Raw genomic sequence first — 26,346 nt, forward strand, 5'->3', positions numbered from 1 at the left:
ACCTGGAACAGAGAACCTTGCAGACCATCGACAACCCGTTCGGCACGAGGTTGTCACCCATGTCTTAGGTACATTCTGTTACCCATGTCTCCGGGTCGTACCGGATGGATCTGGCGGAGGGAGTGGGATTCGAACCCACGGTGGGCTTGCACCCACGCCGGTTTTCAAGACCGGTGCCTTAAACCGCTCGGCCATCCCTCCAGGGTGATTTTTCAATCACTTAGGATATCGCGAGAGGAGCGGGTTCGAGCTGTCGGTACCGGATTGGCACCAGGACGGTCCCCGATCGGTTCGCGCTCCATTCCTGTAAAGCCGCATTCAACGCCAAGTCAACCGTGGCGGCCGCACCTTTCGGCGCGATCCAGGACGGTGAGCAGCGTCATGGCGAGCTGTTTGTGCTGAGTGTGGAAAATCGTTTTTAAAACCCGCACGGACTATTAATCGTTGCGCGCTGATATGTTGGGCGCATTAGGCACATGTAGTAAAATCGTCTTCTGGAGTTGAATTTTGGCCGTACTTGGCGCTCTCCCGCCCGGTCTTCGCTGTAGACCAATTCGCGAAACCGACTGGGAGGGAGTGGTTGATTGTCTGTGCAGGGGCTTTCCTGCGCGTAACCGAAGTTACTGGATCCGGGCTCTGACCCGTTTGTCGAAGCGGCCTGCGGTTGCCGAGTTCCCACAATATGGCTTTGCTTTGGAGCATGCCGATCGGATCGTCGGCGTTGTGCTCACCCTTTATGCGCGCTACCAGGGGTCGGAGAGCGAGGAAATCCGCTGCAATCTTTCGAGCTGGTCAGTCGACGCAGAATTCCGTTCCTATGGCGCCATGTTGGTTGCGGCGGTTCTCAAGCGGAAGGACGTGACCTACACGAACATTTCGCCGGCGCAAGCGACATTGAAAGCCAACCGGGCGCTCGGCTTTCGGCTCTTCTCCAGCGGACAATTTACCTTCTTGCCGGCTTTAAGTTCGGCGCCGCGGTCATGTCGCGTGGTCGAAGTGCGTCCCGATCTTCCGGAACTGGCGATGCTGTCCGAGAGTGAGAGATACATACTCTCGGAACACGCCGCGCTGGGGTGCCTGTCGTTGATCTGCATCTGCGACGGAGCAGCGTTCCCCCTGGTGTTGATGCCGCGCCGAATGTTGCACGGTCTTATCCGCTGCCATCAGGTCATCTATTGCCGCTCGCTCGCGGATTTGAGCCGCTGCGCCGGTGCCATGGGGCGCTTTCTCTTGCGAAGCGGAATCCTGGTTTGCTTTGTCGACGCCAAGGAGCCGATTCCAGGTTTGGTGGGATGGTACCGCCCCAACAAGGGGCTGAAATACTTCAAGGGTCCCAGACCACCCACACCTGGAGATCTGACGTTCACCGAGCTCGTGATCTTCGGTCCCTGAGTCTGCGCTCGCAGACACGCCAGGCGAGGTTCAAAGCCCGCCACGAACGGCGTTTTGCTGATCTAAGCGATGACTTCATCCCGACCGGCGAGACGGTCCGCGCCACAATCTCGCCCGGTTCCGACCACAATCGGTTAATACGGTGATAAACAATTCCTGCGCACAAAACGCATTGGGGTAGGGCGTTGCCGGCGTTTCTGGAGTGGGTGCTTTGGCATCGCTGACGTTTATGCTGCGGTGCCTTCGTCGATGCTATAGGGGACAATCAAAATATGCAGACCACGGCGCGCCCGCGTCTTCGTCGCGCTTTCGCTTTCGCGCTGTTTGCCTTGTCGGCAGCGTTTCTTGCGGCATGTGCCGCGCCGCAGCAGAACGCGATGGTCAACAAGAAACCTCGCTCCAAGGAATATTTTTCCGAAGCCGAATATGGCGTGAAAGCCAGCCCGCGCGTGATGTTCAAGACGTCTCGGGGGCGCAACCAGCTCGGCAAGCCCTATCAGGTGCGCGGCAAGTGGTATTATCCGAGGGAAGACAAACGTTACGCCAAGGTTGGCCTAGCGTCCTGGTATGGTGAGGCGTTCCACGGCCGGTTGACCGCCAATGGCGAAGTCTACGACATGGCAGATCTGACGGCGGCGCATCCGACTATGCCGCTCCCGAGCTATGCGCGGGTCACAAACATGAAGACCGGCAGCTCGGTGATCGTGCGCGTCAACGATCGCGGACCCTATCATGATGGACGCATCATCGATGTGTCGAAGCGCGCTGCTGAAATGCTCGATTATGCCAATATCGGTACGGCCGAGGTGAAGGTCGAATATGTCGGCCGTGCGCCGCTCGAAGGCAATGACGGGCAGTATCTTATGGCTTCGTATCGTCCAGGCAACAGGGCGCCGGATCCGTCGGACGGTCTGCCCAGCGGTGTCATGGTCGCCATGAATGGGCCGTCGCCAAGCCTGGCGGTGAGCGCTGCAGCCGTGCCGTTCCCCGGTCAGCTGACGAATACCGGGCAGGGATCCGATGCAGGGCCTGTCATAGCGGTGCAAGCGTCTGCTTCGGGAGACATTGTACTGCCCGATTTCGGCCCGATCGTGCCGGAGCGTCCGGAGATCAACCTGCCGGCGCAATCTCCATTCACCATGGCGTCGCTGTCTTACGCCGACGAGCGCGTGCAGCGCGCCTCCAACGCGTTTGCCGAGCTGGACGACACCGGCATGTCGCCCGCCGAGCTTCTTCAATCGTGGAAGCGGCAAGCTCCTCCAACCCAGTCGCCCACGGACTATGTCGCGGCGGGTTCGTTCGAGGATGCCGCCGAAGCCGAGCGTGTGGCTGCCCAGCTTTCCAGCTTCGGCAAGACCGAAATCCAGCGCTCGGAACTTGAAGGCAAGGACTGGTACTCGGTCAACCTCTATGCCGACGGCCGTGGCAGCCTGGACGAGATGCTGCAGGCAGCGTGGTCGCATGGTGCGCCCGATGCGCTTGCTGTACGCGACTGAGCTCGGGGTTGCCTGGTTTTTTCGTGCGCGATTGATCCGCCAGGCAAAAGCCTGATAGCTTCTGCCAACGTGCAAGAGCGCCGGCTCACTGGTCGAATCTGATGAAATTTTTTCGCCCTTTCACTGGGCTTATAGCGCTCGGCCTGCTGCTGCTCTCGCTTGCGCCGGCCTCGGCACAGCTTTTCGAGACCAAGGCCGCGCAGGCCTTCATGATCGATGCCGAAACCGGAACCGTGCTGTTTTCCAAGGACGCCGACAGGTTGATCCCGCCGGCCTCGTTGGCCAAGCTGATGACGATGGAAGTGGTCTTCAACGCCATCAAATCGGGGCGCCTGACGCTCGACGACACCTTCGTGGTGAGCGAAAACGCCTGGCGCAAGGGCGGCGCGCCTTCGGGGACATCGACTATGTTCGCGAAACTCAAGTCGACGATCCGGCTTGAAGACCTGATCCAGGGCGTGACCGTGCAGGCGGCCAATGACGGCTGTATCGTCATCGCTGAAGGAATCGCGGGGTCCGAGGCAAACTTCGCGGCGCAGATGACCGAGCGTGCCCGCCAGATCGGCTTGCAGAAATCGACCTTCGTCAACTCCACCGGTCTGCCGGCAGATGGGCAGCAAACGAGCGTTCGCGAACTCGCACTTCTGGCGCTGCATATCTGGCGCAACTACCCGGATCTCTACCGCTATTACGGCCAGAAGGATTTTACCTGGAACAAGATTTCCCAGAGGAACCGCAATCCGCTGCTGGCCATGGATATAGGCGCCGACGGGCTCGCGGTCGGCGCCAGCGAGCAATCCGGGTTCGGCATTGTCGGCTCGGCCAGCCACAACGGCACAAGGGTGATCGCGGCGATGAGCGGCCTGGCAAACGACCGCGAGCGTGCTGAGGAAGCGCGAAAGCTGCTCGACTGGGGCGTTCGCTCCTTCGAGAAGACTGAAGTATTCGCCAAGGACGAAGTGGTTGGCGAAGCCCAGGTCTTTGGCGGCGCGAAATCCGGAGTCGCGTTAAAGGCAAAAGGACCGGTGCAGATCTTCCTGCCGATCACCAACCGCGACAAGCTCACCGCCAGGATCGTCTATGACGGACCGGTTGCCGCGCCGGTGGAGGAGGGGCAGCCGGTCGGTACGCTGCGCGTCTGGATCGGCGATACTCTGAGCCAGGAGACGCCGCTGTTTGCCGCCGAGTCGATCGGTGTCGGTTCGCTGCCGCAGCGCGCGCTCGACGCCGCCAAGGAACTGGCCGTCGGCTGGCTGCGTTAGCACCGTCGCGGTGGACCTTTTTTCCCGCCCGGACTATACGGTCCCCGAAGTATGGACAAAGGCTTTGGCGCGCGGATTTTTCATCACTTTTGAAGGCGGCGAAGGAGCAGGCAAGTCGACGCAGATCGAGCGGCTGGCCAAGAAGATGCGCGCCAAGAAATACGATGTGCTGGTGACGCGTGAGCCGGGTGGCTCGCCGGGCGCGGAGGCGGTCAGGCATGTCCTGCTTTCAGGCGCAGCCGAGCCGTTCGGCCCCAAGATGGAAGCGTTGCTTTTCGCCGCTGCGCGATCCGACCATGTCGAACAGGTCATCCGGCCGGCGGTCGAGCGCGGTTCGGTCGTGCTTTGCGATCGTTTCATGGATTCTTCGCGCGTCTACCAGGGCGTCACCGGCGGCCTCGACCCGGCATTCATGGACGCATTGGAGAAGGTCGCCATCAACGGCATGGTGCCGGACATGACGCTGATCTTCGATATCGACCCCGCCGAGGGCCTGAGGCGCGCTACCGCCCGGCGGGGGAGCAGTGACGGACCGGACCGCTTCGAGAAGGAAACATTGGCCATCCACCAACGCCGGCGCGAGGCGTTTCTCGCGATCGCCGCAGCTGAACCCGAACGCTGCGTCGTCGTCGATGCGTCAGCCGCCCCCGACACCGTGGAGGATATCGTTACCGCCATCGTCTTCGCGGCTCTCGAGAGGATGATGCCGGCGCAAAGAAGGCAGGCGGCGCCGGCATGATTTTCGAACGCATCGCGCCCGAACAGCACGATACGCTGGACGGGGTGCCCGAGCCATCCGAGACGCCGCGTCTTGTCGGTCACCCGCAGGCGGCCAACATGCTCGCCACCGCTTACCGCTCGGGAAAGCTGCCGCACGCACTGATCTTTGCCGGACCGGTGGGCATAGGCAAGGCGACGCTGGCCTTTCATCTGGCGCATCATCTGTTGAAGCACCCGGCCTTCGAGCAGGCGCCGGAAAGCCTTGCCGTTCCAGATCCGGCTTCGTCGCTGTTTCGCCAGATCGCCACCGGGGCACATCCTTCGGTTCTGCATCTTACACGCCCCGCGAATGACAAGACCAAGAGCTTCAAGACAGTGGTCACGGTCGACGAAATCCGCAAGGTCAGCCGCTTTCTGTCGCTGACCTCGCACGACGGCAGCTACCGGGTGGTTATCGTCGATCCCGCCGACGACATGAACACCAATGCTGCCAATGCCTTGCTGAAGAATCTTGAAGAGCCACCCGCGCGCACCTTGTTCATCCTCATCGTCCATGCGCCGGGCAGTTTGCTGCCGACGATCCGGTCGCGCTGCCAGCTGGTGCGATTGGCCCCGCTCGATGCCAAGAGCTTGATGGCGGTTCTGGAGGGCATCGAGCCGCCGCCACCGGAGGATCCTGCGGCGCGCGCGGCGCTGGCGGAGCGGGCAGGGGGCAGCGCGCGCAACGCGATCCTGTTGACGCAGTATGGCGGGCTTGAAATCGCCGCCACCCTCGATGCCCTGGTGATGTCCAAAAAGATAGATGTCGCAGGCGCCTACCGTCTTGCCGAGGCGGTCGCCGGCCGCGACCAGGCAATCCCATTCGAGATATTCAATCGCCGCGCGCTCGACCTGCTGTCGGCCGGCGCCAGCCAGGCCGCGCTCGCCGGCGATCTCGCGCGGGCCAAAACGCTGTCGGATACTTGGCACGAGGCTTTGAACGCTATGTCTGAAACGGAGACCTACAATCTCGACAAAAAGCAGCACGCCCTGACCATGATCGACCGCCTGAATTCTGCAATGCGAATGTGACGGCCGCTGGCGTGGCTTTGGAAGCCCCTGAGCATTGATCCCAATCAATCGCAGGAAACTTCGAAGCCACCACATTGGCGTCGGATGGCAATTGCCGTTTCGATGCGATATCTCACCGCGACATCTTTCATTCAGACATTCATGACGGCTCATCCATGTCACGCGAAAAATACTACGTCACGACGCCGATTTTCTATCCGAACGGAAAGCCGCATATCGGCCATGCCTACAATGTGATCGCCAGCGACACGCTTGCCCGCTTCCAGCGGCTCGACGGCAAGGACGTCTTCTTTGTCTCGGGGACCGACGAGCACGGCTTGAAGATGCAGCAGACGGCGGACGCCGAAGGCCTGACGCCGAAGGCGCTTGCCGATCGCAATTCGGCGATCTTCCGTTCGATGCTCGAAGCGACCGGCTGCTCGAACGACGTTTTTATCCGAACGACCGAGGACCGGCACTACAAGGCCTGCCAGGCGATCTGGACACGCATGGCTGAGAATGGCGACATTTACCTCGACCGCTACAGCGGCTGGTATTCGGTGCGGCAGGAAGCCTATTTCGACGAGGCCGAAACCAAGGTCGGCGACGACGGCGTGCGCCGCGAACCGCTCGGCTCGCCTGTCGAATGGACCGAAGAAGAAAGCTATTTCTTTCGGCTTTCCGCCTATCAGGACAGGCTGCTCGCACTGTACGAGAACAGCCCGGAATTCGTCGGGCCGGCGGAGCGGCGCAATGAAATCGTCAGCTTCGTCAAATCCGGCCTCAGGGATCTGTCCATCTCGCGCACCACGTTTAACTGGGGCGTGCCGGTCCCGGGCGACGACAAGCATGTGATGTATGTCTGGGTCGATGCACTGACCAACTACATCACCGCCGCCGGTTATCCGGATCCGGCCAGCGAGAGATGGTCTTTCTGGCCTGCAAACGTTCATGTCATCGGCAAGGATATCGTGCGCTTTCACGCGGTCTACTGGCCGGCTTTCCTGATGTCGGCTGGCATCGAATTGCCGAAGCGCGTGTTCGCGCATGGTTTTTTGTTCAACCGCGGCGAGAAAATGTCGAAGTCGGTCGGCAACGTCATCGACCCGTTCGCCATGATCGAGCACTACGGTCTCGACCAGGTGCGCTATTTCTTCCTGCGCGAAGTGCCGTTCGGTCAGGACGGTAGCTACAGCCATGATGCGATCGTCAACCGCACCAATGCCGACCTTGCCAACGATCTCGGCAATCTGGCGCAGCGCTCGCTGTCGATGATCGCCAAGAACTGCGGCGGCGTGGTGCCGAAGCGTGGCGAATTGAGCGACGCCGACAAGGCGATCCTCGATCAGGCAGATGCCGCCCTTGTCACGGCGCGCAGGACGATGGCCGACCAGGGCATCCATTTGGCGCTGGCGGCGATCTTTGGCGTGGTGGCCGAAGCCAACCGCTATTTCGCCGGGCAGGAGCCATGGGCGCTGAAGAAGACCGATCCGGCACGCATGGAAACGGTGCTGTGGACGACGGCTGAGGTGATCCGGCGTGTCGGATTGCTGTGCCAGCCCTTCATTCCAGGCTCAGCGGCAAAGCTGCTCGATCTTTTGGCAGTGCCGGCGGACAGCCGCGACTTCGCGCATGTCGCCGAACGTCATGCGCTGGTATCCGGTACGGCACTGCCGGCGCCGGAAGCAGTATTTCCACGCTATGTCGAGCAAACGGATACAAGCGCCTGATGCTGGTCGACAGTCACTGCCATCTCGACTTTCCGGATTTCGCCGAAGAGCGGGCGACCATCGTCGCCCGCGCCGTCGCGGCCGGCGTCGGCCGTATAGTGACGATCTCGACGAGGGTGAAGCGATTTAGCCAAGTGCTTGAGATTGCAGAGACTTTCGATTATGTCTATTGCTCGGTTGGCACCCATCCGCACAATGCGGCGGAAGAGCTTGACGTCACTGTCGATGATCTGGTGCGGCTCTCTGCTCATCGCAAAGTGGTGGCGATCGGCGAGGCCGGGCTCGACTATTTCTACGATCATGCGCCGCGCGACGCACAGGCTCAGGGCTTTCGCACCCACATCGCCGCGGCGCGCGTGACCGGTCTCCCGCTGGTCATCCATTCGCGCGACGCCGACGACGACATGGCTGACATCCTCGAAGAAGAAACAGGGAAGGGCGCCTTCCCCTTCATCCTGCACTGTTTTTCGTCTGGGCGCAGGCTAGCCGAGATCGGTGTTGCGCTCGGTGGCTACGTTTCGTTTTCCGGTATCCTGACCTTCAAGAACTCCACCGAGCTCCGCGCCGTCGCCGCCGATGTGCCGCGCGACCGTCTGCTGGTCGAAACCGACGCGCCATACCTTGCGCCGATCCCGTTTCGCGGCAAGCGCAATGAGCCCGCCTATGTCGCGCATACAGCCAAGGTGCTGGCCGAGACGATCGGCTTCAGCGAGGCCGAGATCGCTGATATCACCACGGATAATTTCTTCCGGCTGTTCAGGAAAATGCCGCGCCCGAGCGCGCCGGGCGCCTGACGCATGAGCGACCGGTTACGTCTTACCGTCCTCGGCTGCGGCTCATCGCCGGGTACGCCACGCATCACCGGCGATTGGGGCAATTGCGATCCCGCGAACCCCCGGAACCGGCGCACGCGCACCGCAGCGCTCGTCGAGCGGATCGCGGCGAATGGCGTCCGGACCACCGTCGTCATCGACACCGGCCCGGATTTCCGCGAGCAGATGCTGCTGGCATCGGTCAGGCGCATCGATGCGGTGGTCTACACACATCCGCATGCCGACCATATCCACGGCATCGACGATTTGCGCGGCTTCGTACTGGAGCAGCGCCACCGGATCGACATCCATGCCGATCAGGCCACCATGCTGCGCTTACGCGAGGCGTTCCGCTACTGTTTCGAAACACCGAAAGGCAGTTCGTATCCGCCGATCGTCAACGCCCATATCATCGACCACGACCGGCCGGTGGTGATCGAGGGCGAGGGCGGCGCCCTCACCCTCGAACCGCTGCTGCAGCTTCATGGCGACATCACCTCGCTGGGTTTCCGCATCGGCGGGCTGGCTTATTGCCCTGATGTCAGCGACTTTCCGGACGCGACCGCCGAGCGTTTGCGCGGGTTGGACGTGCTGGTCATCGACGCGCTGCAATACACCGTCCATCCGAGCCATCTGTCGCTTGGTCAGGCGCTTGGCTGGATCGAAAGACTGGCACCGAAGAACGCGGTGCTGACGCATATGCATGTGCCGCTCGACTACGCCACGGTAATGGCCGAGACGCCGGCCAACGTCGAGCCTGCTTATGACGGCATGACGATCGAAATCCCTTACGAATCAGGGTGAAGGACCAAGTTTCTACGGCTGGGTTTCTGAGTGGGATCTCGCAAGGTGCATGAAACCAATTCTCGCTCTAAAACCGGCCCAGCGGCTTGCTGGTGCCACTTCCACGCCACATCCTTATCCCCCATTTCAGTTCCATAATCTATCTTATGCGACTGAAGCTTGTAGCAGCCATTTTAGCAATGCGACGGTTGAGCAAATTAGAGATGCGACATTTGTCGTGCGTCTGACGAACCGCAGCGTTACAACCAGCAAATGACCCACTTTCTCGGCTTTCCCGATCACCTCGCCGATGGCCGCATGCCTCGTGCGGTGATCTTCGGAGCCGGTCACGGCAGCACGTATCCCAGCGAGGACAGTCATGGCTATGCCTTGGCAGCCGACGCCATCCGCGCTGCAAGCCGGGTCGATGCCACGCTCATCGAGCACTGGGATTTCGATCTTGGTGGCCCGCTGTTCGACGGCAGGCCGATCTGCTGCATCGATACCGGCAACATCCCGACCACCATGCATGACAATGCCGGCAACCGGGACAAGATCGAGGCGAAGACGCGCGAGGTCCTGGCATTGCCGGCCGTGCCGATCCTGCTCGGCGGCGACGACTCCGTGCCCATTCCCTTCCTCGCCGGATTTGCGGATAACGGCCCGGTCTGGATCCTGCAGATCGACGCCCATATCGACTGGCGCGACGAGTTGCATGGCGAACGATACGGCTATTCGAACCCGATGCGCCGGGCGAGCGAGATGCAGCATGTTGCCGGCATCGTGCAGGTCGGCATCCGTGGCGTCGGTAGCGCACGCCTCACCGAAATCGAAGCTGCGCGGCGCTATGGCAGCCGTTTCGTGACCGCCCGCGAGGTTCACGCCCAGGGCGTCGAAGCCGCTCTCCGATACATTCCGGAAGGAGCGCGGATCGTCATCACGCTCGACTGCGATGGCCTCGATCCCGGTATCATGCCTGGCGTAGCTGCGCGTACACCCGGCGGCCTCACCTATACGCAAGTGATCGACCTGATCGCGGGCCTCGGCAGGCGGGCCAAGATCGCAGGATTCGACCTTGTCGAGCTCTATCCTCCCGCCGACATTGACGGCCTGTCGGCGATGACCGCCGCGCGCCTTCTCGTCAATGTAATCGGCACCATCGTCCGTCAGGTTTGAAAGCCGGCTTCCTCACGCATGATGGCCAGACAAGATTTCATCGGCTGCCGGCCAGGCGCGAAGATTCGCAACCGGCATGCTACGGTTGCGAATCATGAAGCGACTTGGGCTCTTCACAAGTTTCGTCCTCACCCTCGCCTGCGTGCTCACTGGCGCGCGAGCGCAGGACTTTGATCGTGCGCCAGGCGAGAACGACCTGGCTTTCGCCAAACGTGTTGTCGGGTTCGCCGACAATGCTGATCCGCACACCACAGCCGTGAGCTGGAGCGGCCTCCAGACACTCTTCGTCGATTACCAGACCGCTGAGGACTATCCGGAACGCCCGCTCGTCGCGCTGCAACGGCTAGCTGACAACAGATATCGCGCAATCCAGGTCACGACAGGTGAACAAGAGGGCGACACGCCGGACATAGCGCTCGGCCTCGCCAACGCCGACCACGACCCGGCAAAGGAACTGATCGTGATACTTTCCTGGGCTCAGATGCACTACGATGTCGAAGGGACGCTCTACGAAGTTCGCATCTTCGATGGCCCCAAGCCAGGCCAGAAGGCGCTGACTCAATTGAAAGCGAGCCGGAAGTTCGACGCCACATGCGACTGCCATTGGCGCGACGGCACAACGAAGCACTTCCGCTTCAAGACGATCGCAGCGGTCAAGACTGAACTGAAGCGCCTGGGTTATTAGCCGCCGGCGAGGGCTCGCTTCCCGGATGCTGCCCTCGCCATCTCGCCTATGCTGACCCGCAATCGTCACCAGCGCCGGCACAGGCACAGTCTGGGTCGCTCGTCAGAACTCCATATCACCGAAGTCACCGCCATTGTCGGAGCTGGCATCGCCTGCCTGATCGGCTTCGTCCGGCTGCGGCGTCGGCTGTTCAGCTGCCTTCGCTTCGCTGCCGCCAAACATGCCGGCGATCGCGCTGCCGAGCAGCACTCCGCCGGCCACGCCCATCGCGGTCTGCGCAGCGCCAGCAAGAAAACCGCCGCCTGCCCGCTGTGGCGTGTCCTGCGGCCCTTCAGTTGCAACGGAGGCGGCGCGCTCTACCCGCGGAACCGAGCCCGAGCGCCTGCCGCCGCTGCGGCCGAAGAAGCTGCTGAGCGGTCCACCGCCGGCGGGCTGCTGCGCCTGCTCTTCCAGTTCTTCGATGCGCGCCTGAGCTGCGTTCAAGGCCTGCTCCTGCACCACGATCGTCTGGGCCATGTAATATGGCGCGCCAGGCTGCCGGCCGATCTGATCCTGGATGAAGCGCTCTGCTTCCGCATCGCGCGGCGGCGCCTGGCGCTCGACATTTGCCAACTTCTCGAAGAGGTGTCCGATCGCCTGTTGATCGTTTCTGTCCATGATATCCGCCTCCGGTCGTGGTCCGACGCCGGCTATTCGCGCTCGCCGGTGAAGTTCAACAGCAGTTGGAAGATGTTGATGAAGTTCAGATAGAGCGAGAATGCACCGAAGACAGCGAGCTTCTGCTGTGATTCCGCACCGAAGTTTTCCGCATACTGCTCCTTGATAGTCTGGGTATCCCAGGCGGTGAGGCCGATGAAGACGGCGATGCCGATCACCGAGATCGCGAACTGGAGCGCGGTCGAGCCCAGGAAGATATTGACGATGCTGGCGATCACCACGCCGATCAGGCCCATGATCAGGAACGACGAGAACTGCGTCAGGTCGCGTTTGGTCGTGTACCCGTAAAGGCTGGTCGCGCCGAACATGGTGGCGGCGATGAAGAAGGTGCGTGCGATGCTGGTGCCGGTAAAGACCAGGAACACGGAAGCCAGCGACAGCCCCATGACCGCGCAGAATGCCCAGAACATCGCCTGGGCGCCGGCCGCCGACATCGTCTGCATCCGGAACGAGAACAAGAGCACAAAAGCCAGTGGTGCCAGCATAACCACCCATTTCAGCGGTGTGGAGAAGATCGGCACGTAAAGCGCGGGTGTGGAAGCCACCACGAACGCGATCACGCCCGTAACGACGAGGCCAAGGCCCATGTAGTTGTAGACGCGCAGCATGTGCCGGCGCAGGCCTTCGTCGTAGACGGCTCCGGCTCGGGCTCCGGCCCCGATATATCCGAGATTGTTCATGTGGTTCTCCTTCTTGAAGGTCGATCAGTAAAGCGTCTTGGCGAGCGCTTCGGCCGTGAGATCTATGCCTTGGATGTCGCTACGTGCGACGACCGCGTAGGCGACCTCGCCGATCTGGAAATAAGCTGAGGAAACGTCGCCCGAGGGAACGACAGTCGGCTTGACGACGTCGAATGTCCCGGGCCTGATTGCGAACAACGAGACCAGCCCCATCTCTTTCGTCTCGACAGCCATCTCGACGCTCGGGCCGAACTGCGATGGGTAGATCTGCACGTCGCGGACCGTCCAGTCCGCTGGCAGCGATGGCATAATGATCGCCGTCGCGGCGCGAATTTCGTCGGCATTGTAGCCGGGCGCTTCGGGTTGCGACGACATCGCCTCGCGCACGAGCGTCGTGCGGTGCGCCCGGACCGCGTCCTCCACATAGGCGGGCGGATGGGTCGAAGCGACGACTTCCGTCACCGATATCGGTCCGATGAGCCCGTTCGCAAGCCAGCCGGCGGCGACGAAGACAGCGACTGCCGCCGCTCGCTGCAAAGCACCAAGGACGCGGCCGCGCGCCAATCCCCGCTCCAGCCGCCGTGCAGCATCGGCCGTCGCGGGCCGCGCCATGCCTTTCGATCCGGCAAGCGCTACGCGCAATTCGTCACGCATCCGCAGGTCGGACATCACCCGCGCGGCCGCCTCCGGCCGGGCCGAAAGGAACGCCTCGACCTCGATGCGACGCGCCACGTCCAGCTGATCGTCGACATAGGCGTCGAGATCGGTGTCGGTCACGGGATCGCGCAGTTGGTTCATCATCGACCTCCGACGATCTTCAGATGGCCTTTCGCCCGTGCCGGTGCCGCGTCCTCCATCTCGCGGAGTGCCGCACGTGCCCTGCCGATGCGCGACATCAGCGTGCCAAGCGGCACGCCGCTAACCTCGGCCGCCTCGCTGTAGCTGAGCCCCTCGATGGCGACGAGATGCAGCGCGCAACGTTGCTCTTCCGGCAATGTGAAAAAAGCGTCGCGCACCTGTGCCAGACGGACCGAATGTTCCTGCGCAGCCTGGACGCTGGCCTCGGCGAGATAGCCGGCCTGTTCGATGCGCATTGCTTCGGATTTGCGGGATCGCAAGCCGTCGATGAACGCGTTGTGGACGATCGACAGCAGCCATACGCGAAGGTTTCCGCCGGAGCGGAAGCTGCCGCGTCGCTCATAGGCACGCACCAGCGCATCATGCACCAGATCCTCTGCATCGGCGCTGTCGCGTGTCAGCGAGCGTGCATAGCGGCGCAGTGAACCGAGCTGTCCCAGAATGTCGAAGCGTGGCATCGGCCGTTTCATGTCCTGTTTACGGAGCAGGTCGGAATTTTAATCCCGCTCTCCCCGAATTTTCGGCTCGCCGCGCTCTCTCTGGGAGATATCGCGCCTGCCCTCGCCCGGCAGATAGTATCGGCCGCCCTCGAGGCAAACCGACGCCGAGTTGGCGCATATGAAACTGCTGGCAAAGCACGGCCGGTTTGCGTATCACTCCGCCGCCAACGGAAACTTATCGATGTTCGAAAATCTTCAGCCCGCGCCTGCCGACAAGATCCTGGCCTTGATCGGCCTCTATCGCGCCGACCCGCGTCCCGACAAGGTCGATCTCGGGGTCGGCGTCTATAAGGATCGCGACGGCAAGACGCCGGTGATGCGCGCGGTGCGCGAAGCCGAAAAGCGGTTGCTGCACGGCCAGGATACCAAGACCTATCTCGGCCTCGCCGGGGATACCGCCTTCAACGCGGCGATGGCCAGGTTGGTGTTCGGCCCAGCCGCCGACATGACACGCATTTGTGCGGCACAGGCGCCTGGCGGCTCCGGCGCGCTGCGGCTGGTGGCAGAGCTGCTGAAAAGGACCCGCACCGACGCGATGGTCTGGCTGTCGGATCCGACATGGCCGAACCACACGCCGGTCATGCGCGCCGCTGGCCTGCAAACACGCGAATATCCCTATTTCGACGCTGCTTCTGGTGCGGTTCGCTTCGACGACATGCTGAATGTATTGAGAACCGCGAATCCTGGCGACGTCGTATTGTTGCATGGCTGTTGCCATAACCCGACGGGCGCCAATCTAGACATCCCGCAATGGGCTGCCATTGCCGATCTTGTCGTTGAGCGCGGCCTGCTGCCCTTCGTCGACATCGCCTATCAGGGCTTTGGCGACGGGCTCGATGCGGATGCCGCCGGCTTGCGCCTTCTGGCGGCAAAAGTTCCGGAAATGGTCGTTGCCTCGAGCTGCTCGAAGAACTTTGCCGTCTATCGCGACCGAGTCGGTGCAGCGCTGATCATGGCGAAAGACGGCGCGCAGGCGGATTTGGCGATGGGCCAGATGCTGTCGGCGGCACGTGCCATGTATTCGATGCCGCCGGACCACGGCGCGGCGGCGGTGCGCATCGTGCTCGAAGACCCCGCATTGCGTTCCGATTGGGAGGCAGAGCTTGAAGAGATGCGGCTGCGCATGCTGCGGCTGCGCGTCCAGTTCGCCGAGGCGCTGCGGCGGCAGTCCAACTCCGACCGTTTCGATTTCGTCGCCAGCCATCGCGGCATGTTTTCCCGGCTCGGCCTGTCGGAAGCGCAAGTCGAGCGGCTGCGCGCCGAGCATGGCATCTACATGGTCGGCGACAGCCGCATCAACGTTGCCGGGCTGCCCGAGGACGGCATGGATGCGCTCGCCAAGGCGATCGTCTCCGTGCTCGACTGATGCTTTTGCTAACTAGGATCTTCCGGAAACCGGCTTCCACTTTCGTATCATGGTCTGGCGACCCATCTGTGGACAAGGCGCCCTCACCGGCTGAAGCCGTTGGCCGCACAGCCGTGTACAGGATAGCGTTTCCCAGATGAAACCCTCGAAAGACATTTCCCGGCTGATCGAGATCATGGCAGCGCTGCGGGCGCCGGAAACCGGTTGCCCTTGGGATATCGAGCAGGGCTTTTCGACAATCGCGCCATACACGATCGAGGAAGCCTACGAAGTGGCGGACGCCATTGCGCGCGGCGACCTCGACGATCTGCGGGACGAGCTTGGCGATCTCCTGCTGCAAGTGGTCTACCACGCGCAAATGGCCGAGGAGGCCGGCGAATTTTCATTCGGCGATGTGGTCCAGGCCATCACCACAAAAATGATCCGCCGCCATCCCCATGTCTTCGGCGACGACAAGGCGCGCAGCGCCGGCATGGCCAAGGGCATGTGGGAAAAGATCAAGGCAGAGGAAAAGGCGGAGAAGCGCAGTGCGCGCCTCACCCGTGGGCTCGACCCGGAAGACCATGGCAAGGGCTTTCTCGACAGCGTGCCGGTCGCGCTGCCCGCGCTGACCCGGGCGCTCAAGCTGCAGGAAAAGGCCGCCCGCGTCGGCTTCGACTGGAGCGAGGCGGCACCGATCCTCGAAAAGATAGAGGAGGAGATCGGCGAATTGCGCGAAGCGCTGGCCAAAGGCGACAGCGCGCCGATCAAGGATGAGTTCGGCGACATGCTGTTTGCGATCGTCAATCTCGGCCGGCACCTCAAAATTGATTCCGAAGCGGCACTCAGCGGCACCAACGAAAAATTCCGGTCGCGCTTCCACTATGTCGAGCGGACGCTGCAAGCGTCGGGAAACAGCCTCGAAGAGGCGACGCTGGACGAGATGGAAGCGCTCTGGCAGCAAGCGAAAAGCGCGAAGTAAGGCCCCTACCCGTTGTTTTGACGGCGCAATCGGCTTTCGATCTCTTGCCGGGCGCTGTGCGTGGCCTTGAGCGCGATGGTCACGCTGCCATCCTCATTGTCATCACGCGAGCCGATGTCGCCGTTGCGGTAAAGCCAGTCGACGACGGCGAGTTGGTCGGGCTTGAGCGTGACGGTGAACGTCTCCAGTTCGCCCGACATCATCGTCTCGATGATCGCCTTCAGCGCATCGATGCCCTCGCCGGTCACCGCCGATATGGCGATTGGCGGCGCCTTCTTGCTGTCAGCGCCATCAGCAAGCAGCCGCGCCCGGTTGCCCTCGTCGAGTCGGTCGATCTTGTTCCATACTTCGATGACTCGCTTGCTATCGCGGGCATCGACGCCGAGATCGGCAAGGATGCGCTCGACATCTTCGGCCTGCGCGGCCGTATCGGGATCGGAGATGTCGCGCAGATGAATGACGAGGTCTGCCTCGACCACTTCCTCCAGCGTCGCCCTGAAGGCCGCGACCAGATGCGTTGGCAGGTCGGAAATGAAGCCGACCGTATCGGAAAGGATGATCGGCGTACCGTGCGGCAGGCGCACGCGGCGCAGCGTCGGGTCGAGCGTGGCAAACAGCATGTCTTCGGCCAGCACCCCTGCTCCGGTTAGCCGGTTGAACAGCGTCGACTTGCCGGCATTGGTGTAGCCGACGATCGCCACCACCGGAAATGGCACCTTCTTGCGCTTGGCGCGGTGCAGGTCGCGGGTGCGGCGCACGGTTTCGAGCTCGTGCTTCAGCTTGGTGATCTTGTCCTGCAGCACACGCCGATCCGACTCGATCTGGGTCTCGCCAGGACCGCCGAGAAAGCCGGCGCCGCCGCGCTGGCGCTCGAGGTGGGTCCAGCTTCGGACAAGGCGGCCCTTCTGGTAGTTGAGATGGGCAAGGTCGACCTGCAGGGTGCCTTCCTTGGTGCGGGCGCGCTCGCCGAAAATCTCCAGGATCAGCCCGGTGCGGTCGAGCACCTTGGCGTTCAACTCTTTTTCGAGGTTGCGCTGCTGTACCGGGGTCAGCGGATGATCGACAATGACCACTTCCGCGTGGCCCTCTTTGACGATCTCGGCGAACTCCGCGACCTTGCCGCTGCCGAGCAGGGTCGCCGGACGTGGATCATTGACGGTCACCACCGCCGTGTGGACCAAGTCAAGGTCGATGGCGCTGGCGAGGCCGACCGCCTCGTCGCGACGGGCCTCGGCGGAACGGGTCAGGCGCGGACGATTGGTATCGTCGTCGCCACGCGGCTGCCGGGTAAGCACCGGCACGATGACCACCGCCCGGGTCCGACCGTTGGCCTCTGTCCCGGTCTGATGTGCTGGTTTTCCGCGAACGCTGCGGTCCGCGTCTTTCTCACGTGCCAATCAGGCGCCCTGGCTTTCCTCACCATCGAACATCTGAACCGGCTGGCTCGGCATGATCGTGGAAATAGCGTGCTTGTAGACAAGCTGGGAATGGCCGTCGCGACGCAGCAGAACGCAGAAATTATCGAACGAAGTGACCACGCCGGTCAGCTTCACGCCGTTGATGAGAAAGATGGTGAGTGGGTTTTTGCTCTTGCGAACTGAATTCAGGAACAGGTCCTGAAGATTTTGCGATCGTTCCGCCATTGTTCTTGTCTTTCGCCGATCCCCTTCGGTTTGCAGGCCAATGCGCCAAATTAGCCGGCACATGTCAAGCACGCAAACACCATCTTGCCGTCAGTGCCGACAAGCAGAACGAGATATATTGATGTTCATTCCATCTGTGCGGTTATCAGGCTGGACTTTTTTCCGCAACGTCAAAAAAGGCCTGCCGTAATGAAACTGTTATCGAGCCCGGGTGGCCGTTGGCGACGGGAGCGCCATCGATCGCCACCACCGGCATGGCAATCGTGGTTGCAGAGCTGATGAAAACCTCGCGCGCGGCCTTGGCTTCGGCAACCGAAAAACCGCGCTCCTCAATCTTCAGGCCGAGCTTGGCGGCGACATCGAACAGCGTCGTGCGGGTGATGCCGCGCAGGATGCCGTGCTCGGCGGGCCGTGTCACCAGCACGCCGTCCCTGGTGATGATCCACGCGTTCGACGATCCACCTTCCTTGACGGTACCGTCAACATCAACGAACCAGGCCTCCTGAGCGCCGGCTTCCTTGGCTTTCTGCTTGGCCAGCACGTTCGGCAGCAGGCCGACCGACTTGATATCGACCCGATCCCATCGGTTCTCCGGCACCGTGATGACCCGGATCCCGCTCTCGGCCCGCTTCGCGGCAACTGCAGGATCGGCTTTTTTCGCGATCACCACCAGCGACGGCTTCGTGCCCGCCGGCGGGAAGAAAAACTCGCGGCTGGCGACGCCGCGTGTCACCTGGACGTAGACCAGACCGTCGACGACATGGTTGCGGCGCACCACCTCGCGCATGACGAGCGGTAGCACGCCGCGCGTGATCGGCCAATCGATCGAGAGTTCGGTAAGCGAGCGGTTCAATCGAGCGAGATGGCGCGGCATGTCGACGATGAAGCCTCGTGCCACCTCGCAGACCTCGTAGACGCCATCGGCGAATTGATAGCCACGGTCTTCGATATGCACGGAAGCTTCGGCGTGAGCGACATAGCGCCCGTTCACATAGGCAATGCGCGGCATGGCTAATCCCTGGAGGAAGTCCCAGCTTTCTTAAGCGATTCCAAGACCACCGTAACCGATAATTGCGTGGGCCACGACTGGTTTGGCTGTCAGACGCCCAGCGACTTCAGCTTGCGGTGCAATGCAGAGCGTTCCATGCCGATAAACTCTGCCGTCTTCGAGATGTTGCCGCCAAAACGGTTGATCTGGGCGATCAGATAATCCTTTTCGAATTGTTCGCGTGCTTCACGCAGCGGCAGCGCCATTATGTGCTGATCGGACTTGTTTGGAGTGCGCGGCATGACGTCGCCGATCTCGGCAGGCAAGAGGTCGGCGGTGATCGGCGCATCGACATCGTCGCCACGCGCCAGGATCATTAGACGCTCGACATTGTTTCGCAACTGCCGAACGTTGCCCGGCCAGTTGTGCGCCTGCAGCACCGCCAGCGCGTCGTCGCCGATGCGACGCGGCTTGATGCCGGCCTGGCGAGCGATCTGCTTCATGAAATTGTCGACCAGATAAGGAATGTCCTCGCGACGCTCGGCCAGTCCCGGCACCATGACCGGAACCACGGCCAGGCGATGATAAAGGTCCTCACGGAAACGGCCGTCGGCGATCATGGCTTCGAGGTTCTGCGAGGTCGACGAGATGATGCGCACGTCGACCTTGACCCGCTTGGTGCCCCCTACCCGCTCGAACTGCTGTTCGACCAGCACGCGCAGGATCTTGTTTTGCGTCTCGCGCGGCATGTCGGCCACTTCATCGATGTAGAGAATGCCGCGATGGGCTTCCTCCAGCGCGCCGACCTTGCGTTCGACGCCGTTCGATTCGGTGCCGAACAGCTCGATCTCCATACGCTCAGGCGTGATGTTGGCGGCGCTCAGCGTCACAAAAGGTGCACTCTTGCGCGCCGATAATGCGTGGATGGCGCGCGCCGCCAGTTCCTTGCCCGAGCCGGAGGGGCCGATAATCATGACGCGGCTGTTGGTCGGCGCGACGCGCTCGATGGTCTGGCGCAATTGGCTCATTGCCGACGACATGCCGATGAGGTCGAAAGTCTCGCCGCTGCGCAACTTGAGATCCGAAACCTCGCGTCTCAATTTGGACGTTTCAAGCGCCCGTTCGGCAATAAGGATCAGCCTGTCGGCCTTGAACGGCTTTTCAATAAAATCATAGGCGCCGCGGCGGATGGCCGAGACCGCCGTTTCGATATTGCCGTGGCCCGAGATCATCACCACCGGCAGGTTCGGGTGCATCGTCTTGATCTCGTCCAGCAAAGCGAGGCCATCGAGCCGCGAACCCTGCAGCCAGATGTCGAGGAAGATCAGCCGGGGTGCTCGGTCGGCGACCGCCGCCAGCGCGCTGTCGGCGTCAAACGCCGTGCGTGTTTCGTGACCTTCGTCGCTCAGGATACCGGCGACGAGTTCGCGGATGTCTTCCTCGTCATCGACGATGAGAATATCAGACGCCATTACCGACCTTTTCAGTTTCTTTTTCGTGTTCCGTCTTGCCCTCGCCGCGTATCGGAACTGTGGCGGCAACCGGCAGGATGATGCTGATCATTGCACCCCGCCCATCGTGGAAGTCCGCTGGTGCATCGTGCAATTCGAGTCGCCCGCCATGGTCCTCCACGATCTTCTTGACGATAGCGAGGCCAAGCCCGGTGCCTTTCTCGCGTGTCGTCATGTAAGGCTCGAGCAAGCGCTGCCGGTTTTCGCGCGGCAAGCCCCTGCCGTTGTCGATGACGTCGATTCGAATCGCGCCATTCTGACGTCCGGCTTGAATCCGGATTATGCCGTGCGGACGATCCTCTGCATCAAGTCCGTCGATGGCTTCGGCGGCATTCTTGATGACGTTGCCGAACGCCTGCGCCATCAGGCGGCTGTCGAACGTGCCTTTGAGCGGCTCATTGCCGAAGACGCGCTCGAAGGTGATGTCGGCGCGGCTTACTTCGACCAGGAACGAGGCCTCGCGCAACGAATCGCGCAGATCGATTGCCTTCATTTCCGGTTTCGGCATGCGGGCGAACGCCGAGAACTCGTCGACCATGCGGCCGATGTCCTCCACTTGCCGGATGATGGTGTCGGTGCATTGATCGAAAACCTCACGGTCCTCGGTGATGACCTTGCCGTAACGGCGCTTGATGCGCTCGGCCGAAAGCTGGATCGGCGTCAGCGGGTTCTTGATCTCGTGGGCGATGCGCCGCGCCACGTCGGCCCATGCAGAGGAACGCTGTGCCTGGACCAGATCGGTAATGTCGTCGACTGTCACGACGTAGGACTTATCCTCCGAACCGTCGTCGCCGGCTTCAATCGTGATCTGCACGTTGAAGGTCCGTTCGGTGCCGGCACGATAGAAGGTGACCTGTTCGCGATAGACCGGCTTGCCCGATTTGCGGCCGATCTCGAAGACGCGGCCGACATGCGGCAGCACCGCGGAAAGGTTCTGCCCAAGCGCTGCCGGAGCGGATATGGCCAGCATGGTTTCGGCCGAACGGTTGACGATGGTGACGATGCCATATGGATCGACGCCGATGACCCCGGCGGTGACGCCGGCAAGCACCGCCTCCGAAAAGCGCCGCCGCTCGTCGATCAAATCCTTGGCCGACAGGATCTCGTTGCGCTGCGATTTCAGCTCCATCAGCATCTTGTTGAAGGTGTCGCCGAGCGAGGCGACGTCACCGTCGGAGGGGCGGACAGGCACGGCTACGTCGAGATTGCCGGTAGCGACCTCGTCGGCCGCGCCGATGAGCTGACGAATCGGCCGCACCAGGCGGTCGGCCACCGCAATGCCGGTCCAGATGGCGGACAGGATAATGATCAGCGTCAGCGACAAATAGGGAAGCGCGAAAGCCACTTGCGAGGTGCGGCGATTGTCTTCGAGACCGCGATATTCGGCTGTGTTGGATTTGACGATCTGCCGCGCCTTGATCACCTCGGGATCGACGAGGCGGATGGTGTAAAGATAGAGGCCGTCGATCTCGCGCAGCTTGACGATGGCACCCATGATGTTACGGGTGCGCGGTTCTATCAGCACCGGCTTGCCGTCTGCAGCGCTTGCCACGGCGCCCTCAGGCGGCTCTGGCATGGCAAAGTCCGCGTCGGTCTTGGCGCTCATGACGAAGGAACCATCGGGCTTGATGAGTGCTGCGTGCGCCAGCGAGCGACCCACCGCCTCCTTGTTCATGAGGTCGAGGAAACCGGTACGATCGAGGCCGTAAAGCGTGCGCGAAGCGTCGAGGTCGTAAGCCATCGACAACGTCGTGCCCTGAAGATTTCGCGCGTTTTCCTGCACATAGGCGTCAGCGATCGACAACGACGAATTGACGATCGTCTTGGTGCGGATCTCGAACCAGCGGTCGAGGCCGATGTCGAGCGTGATCGACGCGATGATCGCCACCATGATCGCGGGGATGGCGGCGACCAGGGCAAACATCGCTACTATGCGCACATGCAGGCGCGACGCAGCCTTGCCATGTCGTCGTGCCATCAGGATGCGGTGCACCTCGCGGCCGACCAGCAAGATCAGAAACAGGACGAACGCCGCATTAAGTGCAATCAGCGCCAGCGTCGTCCTCGCGTCGGGTGTGATCGGCGTCGCGCCGACCAGAATGGCGAAGGAGATCGCTGCCGTCACCAGCGCACCGGCAATGGCGATCACGCCCGGCAGCGCAAGCAGCCGGCGACCGTCTCGCGCGCCCGTATTGCTGAAAAGCGATTTGCTCAGTGTCGGTGCGTGCAGGGCCATGTCGCCGTCTAGAGCCAGTGATTGCGTCGGATGTATGCAACGCATTGTGGCGATTATGCAACAAGTGTGGCCGAGACGGAAATCTTTCGGCAATCGATCCCCTGGAAAGCGCTCGTAAAGGGATTCGTCTAGACCTGCCTGGACGATTTGTAGACGTTGACGCCGAGTTCGCGAATCTTCTTGCGCAGCGTGTTGCGGTTGAGCCCCAGCAATTCGGCAGCCTTGATCTGGTTACCGCGCGTTGCGGTCATCGAGGCGAGGACCAGCGGATATTCGACCTCGGAGAGGATTCGCTGATAGAGCCCGGCCGGGGGCAGGTCGCCGGCAAACGAGGCAAAATAGCGTTGCAGGAAATGCTCCACCGCCTGGCCGATGGAAAGGTCGTCGGGAATGAGGTTGCCGCCACCTGGAACGACAGGCCTTTCGCCGGTCTTCAACTCCGCCTCGATGATCTCGGCGGAAATCTCGTCCTGCGAATACAGTGCGGCCAGCCTGCGAATGAGGTTTTCGAGTTCGCGCACATTACCGGGCCATGGGTAGCGCTTCATCAGCTCGATGCCGCCGGTGGAAATGCGCTTGGTCTGCAAGCCTTCACTGACGCCGAGCTTGAAGAAGTGGCGGACGAGGTCCGGAATGTCCTCCGACCGCTCGCGCAGCGCCGGCAACCTGAGCGGCACAACGTTCAAGCGGTAGAACAGGTCCTCGCGGAAAAGCCCCTGATTGATCAGTGTGCGCAGGTCCTTGTTGGTGGCAGCGACGATGCGCACGTCGGTCTTGATCGGCGTGCGGCCGCCGACCGTGGTGTATTCGCCCTGCTGCAACACACGCAGCAGCCGCGTCTGCGCTTCCATCGGCATATCACCGATCTCGTCGAGGAAGAGCGTGCCGCCTTCGGCCTGCTCGAAACGGCCGGTGGAGCGGTTCTGCGCGCCGGTAAAGGCACCCTTCTCGTGCCCGAACAATTCCGATTCGATCAGGTCGCGCGGGATCGCCGCCATGTTGATGGCGACGAAGGGACCGCCTCGGCGGCGGCCGTATTCATGCAGCGCGCGCGCCACCAGTTCCTTGCCGGTACCCGACTCGCCGCTGATCATGACCGTCAGGTCGGTCTGCATCATGCGCGCCAGCATGCGGTAGATGTCCTGCATGGCCGCCGAGCGGCCGACCAGCGGCATCGTTTCCGGCGGCTCGTCGGCCCGCGTATCGATCTTCGGCCGCCGCGGCTCGGAAAGAGCGCGGTTGACGATGTTGAGCAGCTCCGTCAGGTCGAACGGTTTCGGAAGATACTCGTAGGCCCCGGTTTCGGAGGCACGAATTGCTGTCATGAACGTGTTCTGCGCGCTCATGACGATGACCGGCAGTTCCGGTCGCGCCTTCTTGATGCGCGGCAGCATGTCGAAGGCGTTCTCGTCAGGCATGACAACATCGGTGATAACCAGATCGCCCTCGCCCGCCGCAACCCAGCGCCACAGCGTCGAAGCGTTGGAGGTGACACGCACGTCGTGGCCGACGCGCGAAAGCGCCTGGTTGAGGACAGTGCGGATGGCCGCATCGTCGTCGGCGACGAGAATATTGCCGCGAACGGTCATTTGCGGTCTCCTTCACCGTCGTCTTCCGTGCCAAACTGGGTTTCTTTCCACGCCGGCATCAGGATGCGGAAAGTGGTGCCGCGCGGGGTCGATTCGCATTCAATGATGCCGCCATGCTCGCCGACGATCTTTGCGACCAGCGCCAGACCGAGACCGGAGCCGTTCGGCTTGGTGGTGATGAAGGGATCGAACAGGATCGGCAGGATATCTTCGGAGACACCCGAACCGTTGTCACGCACGCAGAATTCCAATGGCAGCGACACGCGGTCCTGCGTTCCGGGCACGGAAACACGGATGCCCGGGCGGAAGGCGGTCGACAGCATGATCTCGCCCTGCGGATCGCTGCCGATCGCCTCGGCGGCATTTTTTACCAGATTGAGAAACACCTGGATGAGCTGGTCGCGATTGGCAAAGACCGGAGGCAATGATGGATCATAATCCTCTAATATCTTGATCCGCTTGGCAAAACCGTTCTTGGCGATTGCTTTGACATGGTCGAGCACGACATGGATGTTGACAGGGTAGCGGTCGATCGGCCGCTCGTCCGAAAACACCTCCATGCGGTCGACCAGCGAGACAATGCGGTCGGTCTCGTCGGTGATCAGCCTGGTCAGTGCGCGATCCTCGTCGGACGCCGACAGTTCAAGCAGCTGCGCGGCTCCACGAATGCCGGACAGCGGGTTCTTGATCTCATGGGCAAGCATCGCGGCGAGGCCGGTAACCGAGCGTGCCGCGCCGCGATGCGTCATCTGCCGGTCGATCTTGTCGGCCATTGAGCGTTCCTGGAACATCACCACGACCGAGCCTGGAAATTCCGTCACTGGTGCGACGTAGAGGTCGACCACCTTCTCGATGCCGAGACGTGGCGACGACACGTCGACCCGGTATTCGTTGACCGGCGCCCGGCGCTCGCGCACCTGGTCGACAAGCGTCAGCAGCGGGCTGCCGAAAGGAATGAGCTTGTGCAGCGTGTTGCGGGCGAGCATCGTGGCGCTCGACCGGAAAAAATCCTCGGCATCGGCATTGGCGAAGGTGATGAAACCTTGCGGATCGACCATGATCACCGGCCGGCGAATGGTGTTGAGCACAATATGCGCGGCGTCCGCCATATCCGTGCTCTGTGTGACGGTGGCGTTCATGCCGCACTCCGCAGGTTCGCCGCTTCGGGAGCGGTTGAAAACATGTCACGCAGGAACGCAATGACACGCCCAGGCTCGAAAGACGTGAGTATGGCCTTGCGCCGGTCGTCGCTTGTGCCGCCGGCGTGGCGGTCGAGATACCAGCCGAGATGCTTGCGCGCCTGGCGCAATCCGCTTTCCACGCCATAGAGCGTCAGCATGTCTTCGTAATGGGCAATGACGTAGTCGCCCAGCGCTTGCGGGCTGGCCGGCATGCCGGCTACCGGCTCGGCCAGCGCGGCCGCTACAATGCTGCCGGCCGTCCAAGGCGCGCCATAGTGCGCGCGGCCGATCATCACCGCGTCGGCGCCGGACTGGTCGAGGATCGACGCTGCCTCCGCCGGCGAGCCGACATCGCCATTGGCAACGACCGGGATCGAGACGGCCTGCTTGACACGTGCGATGGCACGCCAGTCGGCCGTGCCCTGATAGAACTGGCAACGTGTGCGGCCGTGCACCGTCACCATCATCACCCCGGCCTGCTCGGCGCGTCGCGCCAGCATCGGCGCGTTGAGCGCGCCTTCGTCCCAGCCGAGCCGCATTTTGACCGTGACCGGCACGTCGACCGCGCCGACTACCGCTTCGATCAGCGACAGCGCGTGGTCGAGGTCTCGCATCAGTGCCGAACCGGCATAGCCGCCCGTCACCTTTTTGGCCGGACAGCCCATGTTGATGTCGATGATGTCGGCGCCTTCGCCGACCGCGATTCGCGCGCCCTCGGCCATGTGCATCGCTTCGCGGCCGGCAAGCTGGACCATGTGGACAGGCAGCCCGGAATGACGGATGCGCAGGCCCGAGCCAGCCCTGCCCTTTGCAAGCTCACCGCTCGCCACCATTTCCGAAACTACCAGCCCGGCGCCATGCGCATGGGCGCGCTGCCGGAACGGTTCGTCGGTAATGCCCGACATCGGCGCGAGAAACACGCGGTTGTGGATTCTCACGCCACCCACGTCCAGCGGTGAAGCCAATTTGGTCACATCAGGCATGCACAAAAACCAAGCATCTTCGATTGC

Annotated in this window: 24 protein-coding genes and 1 tRNA gene; 12 read left to right on the forward strand and 13 right to left on the reverse strand. The window is 62.1% G+C overall.

Annotated features, from left to right (window positions below):
- Window positions 1-111: 111 nt before the first annotated feature.
- Window positions 112-201, reverse strand: a tRNA-Ser gene (locus tag NKJ84_RS16905).
- A 444-nt stretch (window positions 202-645) separates the two neighbouring features.
- On the opposite strand from NKJ84_RS16905, the gene NKJ84_RS16910 reads away from it, so the two are divergent.
- The 10 genes from NKJ84_RS16910 (at window position 646) to NKJ84_RS16955 (ending at window position 11,106) form a co-directional block, all read left to right on the forward strand.
- Window positions 646-1,392: a hypothetical protein gene (locus tag NKJ84_RS16910; protein ID WP_352507395.1), complete on the forward strand. Its 747-nt coding sequence runs from the start codon at window positions 646-648 to the stop codon at window positions 1,390-1,392.
- Window positions 1,393-1,664: 272 nt separating this feature from the next.
- Entirely contained in the window at window positions 1,665-2,888 is a 1,224-nt protein-coding gene (locus NKJ84_RS16915; RefSeq protein WP_352507396.1) for a septal ring lytic transglycosylase RlpA family protein, read from the forward strand.
- A 101-nt stretch (window positions 2,889-2,989) separates the two neighbouring features.
- On the forward strand, window positions 2,990-4,150 hold the full coding sequence (locus NKJ84_RS16920) for a D-alanyl-D-alanine carboxypeptidase family protein (RefSeq protein WP_352507397.1): 1,161 nt from the start codon (window positions 2,990-2,992) through the stop codon (window positions 4,148-4,150).
- Window positions 4,151-4,214: 64 nt separating this feature from the next.
- A complete protein-coding gene (gene tmk, locus NKJ84_RS16925) occupies window positions 4,215-4,889 on the forward strand; it encodes a dTMP kinase (protein WP_352507398.1) in 675 nt (224 codons plus the stop codon).
- Entirely contained in the window at window positions 4,886-5,941 is a 1,056-nt protein-coding gene (locus tag NKJ84_RS16930; protein WP_352507399.1) for a DNA polymerase III subunit delta', read from the forward strand. The genes tmk and NKJ84_RS16930 overlap by 4 nt, the downstream gene beginning before the upstream one ends.
- Window positions 5,942-6,063: 122 nt before the next feature.
- Window positions 6,064-7,650: a methionine--tRNA ligase gene (gene metG, locus NKJ84_RS16935; protein WP_352507454.1), complete on the forward strand. Its 1,587-nt coding sequence runs from the start codon at window positions 6,064-6,066 to the stop codon at window positions 7,648-7,650.
- On the forward strand, window positions 7,650-8,444 hold the full coding sequence (locus NKJ84_RS16940; protein ID WP_352507400.1) for a TatD family hydrolase: 795 nt from the start codon (window positions 7,650-7,652) through the stop codon (window positions 8,442-8,444). Before metG ends, NKJ84_RS16940 begins: the two co-directional genes overlap by 1 nt.
- A 3-nt stretch (window positions 8,445-8,447) precedes the next feature.
- Window positions 8,448-9,266, forward strand: a complete 819-nt coding sequence (locus NKJ84_RS16945; protein ID WP_352507401.1) for an MBL fold metallo-hydrolase — start codon at window positions 8,448-8,450, stop codon at window positions 9,264-9,266.
- A 252-nt stretch (window positions 9,267-9,518) separates the two neighbouring features.
- Window positions 9,519-10,421 (forward strand): agmatinase, encoded by a 903-nt coding sequence (locus NKJ84_RS16950; RefSeq protein WP_352507402.1) that lies wholly within the window; start codon window positions 9,519-9,521, stop codon window positions 10,419-10,421.
- A 94-nt stretch (window positions 10,422-10,515) separates the two neighbouring features.
- Window positions 10,516-11,106 (forward strand): hypothetical protein, encoded by a 591-nt coding sequence (locus tag NKJ84_RS16955; protein ID WP_352507403.1) that lies wholly within the window; start codon window positions 10,516-10,518, stop codon window positions 11,104-11,106.
- Window positions 11,107-11,208: 102 nt separating this feature from the next.
- Here NKJ84_RS16955 and NKJ84_RS16960 read toward each other — a convergent pair whose 3' ends face one another.
- Genes NKJ84_RS16960 through NKJ84_RS16975 form a run of 4 tightly spaced genes read right to left on the reverse strand, consistent with a single transcriptional unit; the run spans window position 11,209 to window position 13,831 of the window.
- The gene (locus tag NKJ84_RS16960) at window positions 11,209-11,763 is read right to left on the reverse strand and encodes a DUF2076 domain-containing protein (RefSeq protein WP_352507404.1); all 555 of its coding nucleotides are present in this window, start codon (window positions 11,761-11,763) and stop codon (window positions 11,209-11,211) included.
- Window positions 11,764-11,795: 32 nt separating this feature from the next.
- On the reverse strand, window positions 11,796-12,503 hold the full coding sequence (locus NKJ84_RS16965; protein WP_254817208.1) for a Bax inhibitor-1/YccA family protein: 708 nt from the start codon (window positions 12,501-12,503) through the stop codon (window positions 11,796-11,798).
- Window positions 12,504-12,527: 24 nt separating this feature from the next.
- Window positions 12,528-13,301, reverse strand: a complete 774-nt coding sequence (locus NKJ84_RS16970) for an anti-sigma factor family protein (RefSeq protein WP_352478838.1) — start codon at window positions 13,299-13,301, stop codon at window positions 12,528-12,530.
- A complete protein-coding gene (locus tag NKJ84_RS16975; protein WP_352876799.1) occupies window positions 13,301-13,831 on the reverse strand; it encodes a sigma-70 family RNA polymerase sigma factor in 531 nt (176 codons plus the stop codon). Before NKJ84_RS16975 ends, NKJ84_RS16970 begins: the two co-directional genes overlap by 1 nt.
- Before the next feature lie 211 nt (window positions 13,832-14,042).
- Here NKJ84_RS16975 and NKJ84_RS16980 point away from each other — a divergent pair, with 211 nt between their 5' ends.
- Window positions 14,043-15,227, forward strand: coding sequence for an amino acid aminotransferase (locus tag NKJ84_RS16980; protein ID WP_352507405.1), 1,185 nt, complete (start codon window positions 14,043-14,045; stop codon window positions 15,225-15,227).
- A gap of 136 nt (window positions 15,228-15,363) precedes the next feature.
- Window positions 15,364-16,188, forward strand: coding sequence for a nucleoside triphosphate pyrophosphohydrolase (gene mazG, locus NKJ84_RS16985; RefSeq protein ID WP_352507406.1), 825 nt, complete (start codon window positions 15,364-15,366; stop codon window positions 16,186-16,188).
- A 5-nt stretch (window positions 16,189-16,193) separates the two neighbouring features.
- On the opposite strand, the gene hflX is transcribed toward mazG, so the two are convergent.
- From hflX to dusB, 8 genes are all read right to left on the reverse strand, one after another.
- Window positions 16,194-17,585, reverse strand: coding sequence for a GTPase HflX (hflX, locus tag NKJ84_RS16990; RefSeq protein WP_352507407.1), 1,392 nt, complete (start codon window positions 17,583-17,585; stop codon window positions 16,194-16,196).
- The gene (hfq, locus tag NKJ84_RS16995) at window positions 17,586-17,831 is read right to left on the reverse strand and encodes an RNA chaperone Hfq (RefSeq protein WP_006202172.1); all 246 of its coding nucleotides are present in this window, start codon (window positions 17,829-17,831) and stop codon (window positions 17,586-17,588) included.
- 145 nt (window positions 17,832-17,976) lie between these two features.
- A complete protein-coding gene (locus NKJ84_RS17000; RefSeq protein WP_254817202.1) occupies window positions 17,977-18,840 on the reverse strand; it encodes a D-amino-acid transaminase in 864 nt (287 codons plus the stop codon).
- A gap of 89 nt (window positions 18,841-18,929) precedes the next feature.
- On the reverse strand, window positions 18,930-20,291 hold the full coding sequence (ntrX, locus tag NKJ84_RS17005) for a nitrogen assimilation response regulator NtrX (RefSeq protein WP_254817201.1): 1,362 nt from the start codon (window positions 20,289-20,291) through the stop codon (window positions 18,930-18,932).
- A complete protein-coding gene (locus NKJ84_RS17010) occupies window positions 20,281-22,566 on the reverse strand; it encodes a sensor histidine kinase NtrY-like (RefSeq protein ID WP_352478832.1) in 2,286 nt (761 codons plus the stop codon). The genes ntrX and NKJ84_RS17010 overlap by 11 nt, the downstream gene beginning before the upstream one ends.
- A gap of 128 nt (window positions 22,567-22,694) precedes the next feature.
- Window positions 22,695-24,155 carry a nitrogen regulation protein NR(I) gene (gene ntrC, locus NKJ84_RS17015; protein ID WP_254817199.1) on the reverse strand — a complete coding sequence of 487 codons (1,461 nt, stop codon included), beginning with the start codon at window positions 24,153-24,155 and terminating at the stop codon, window positions 22,695-22,697.
- Window positions 24,152-25,294 carry a two-component system sensor histidine kinase NtrB gene (locus NKJ84_RS17020; RefSeq protein WP_352507408.1) on the reverse strand — a complete coding sequence of 381 codons (1,143 nt, stop codon included), beginning with the start codon at window positions 25,292-25,294 and terminating at the stop codon, window positions 24,152-24,154. Before NKJ84_RS17020 ends, ntrC begins: the two co-directional genes overlap by 4 nt.
- Window positions 25,291-26,319, reverse strand: a complete 1,029-nt coding sequence (gene dusB / locus NKJ84_RS17025) for a tRNA dihydrouridine synthase DusB (RefSeq protein ID WP_352507410.1) — start codon at window positions 26,317-26,319, stop codon at window positions 25,291-25,293. The genes NKJ84_RS17020 and dusB overlap by 4 nt, the downstream gene beginning before the upstream one ends.
- Between the last annotated feature and the right edge of the window lie 27 nt (window positions 26,320-26,346).

Origin of the sequence: Mesorhizobium sp. M0048, assembly GCF_040323405.1 — a bacterium.
Taxonomy (GTDB): domain Bacteria; phylum Pseudomonadota; class Alphaproteobacteria; order Rhizobiales; family Rhizobiaceae; genus Mesorhizobium.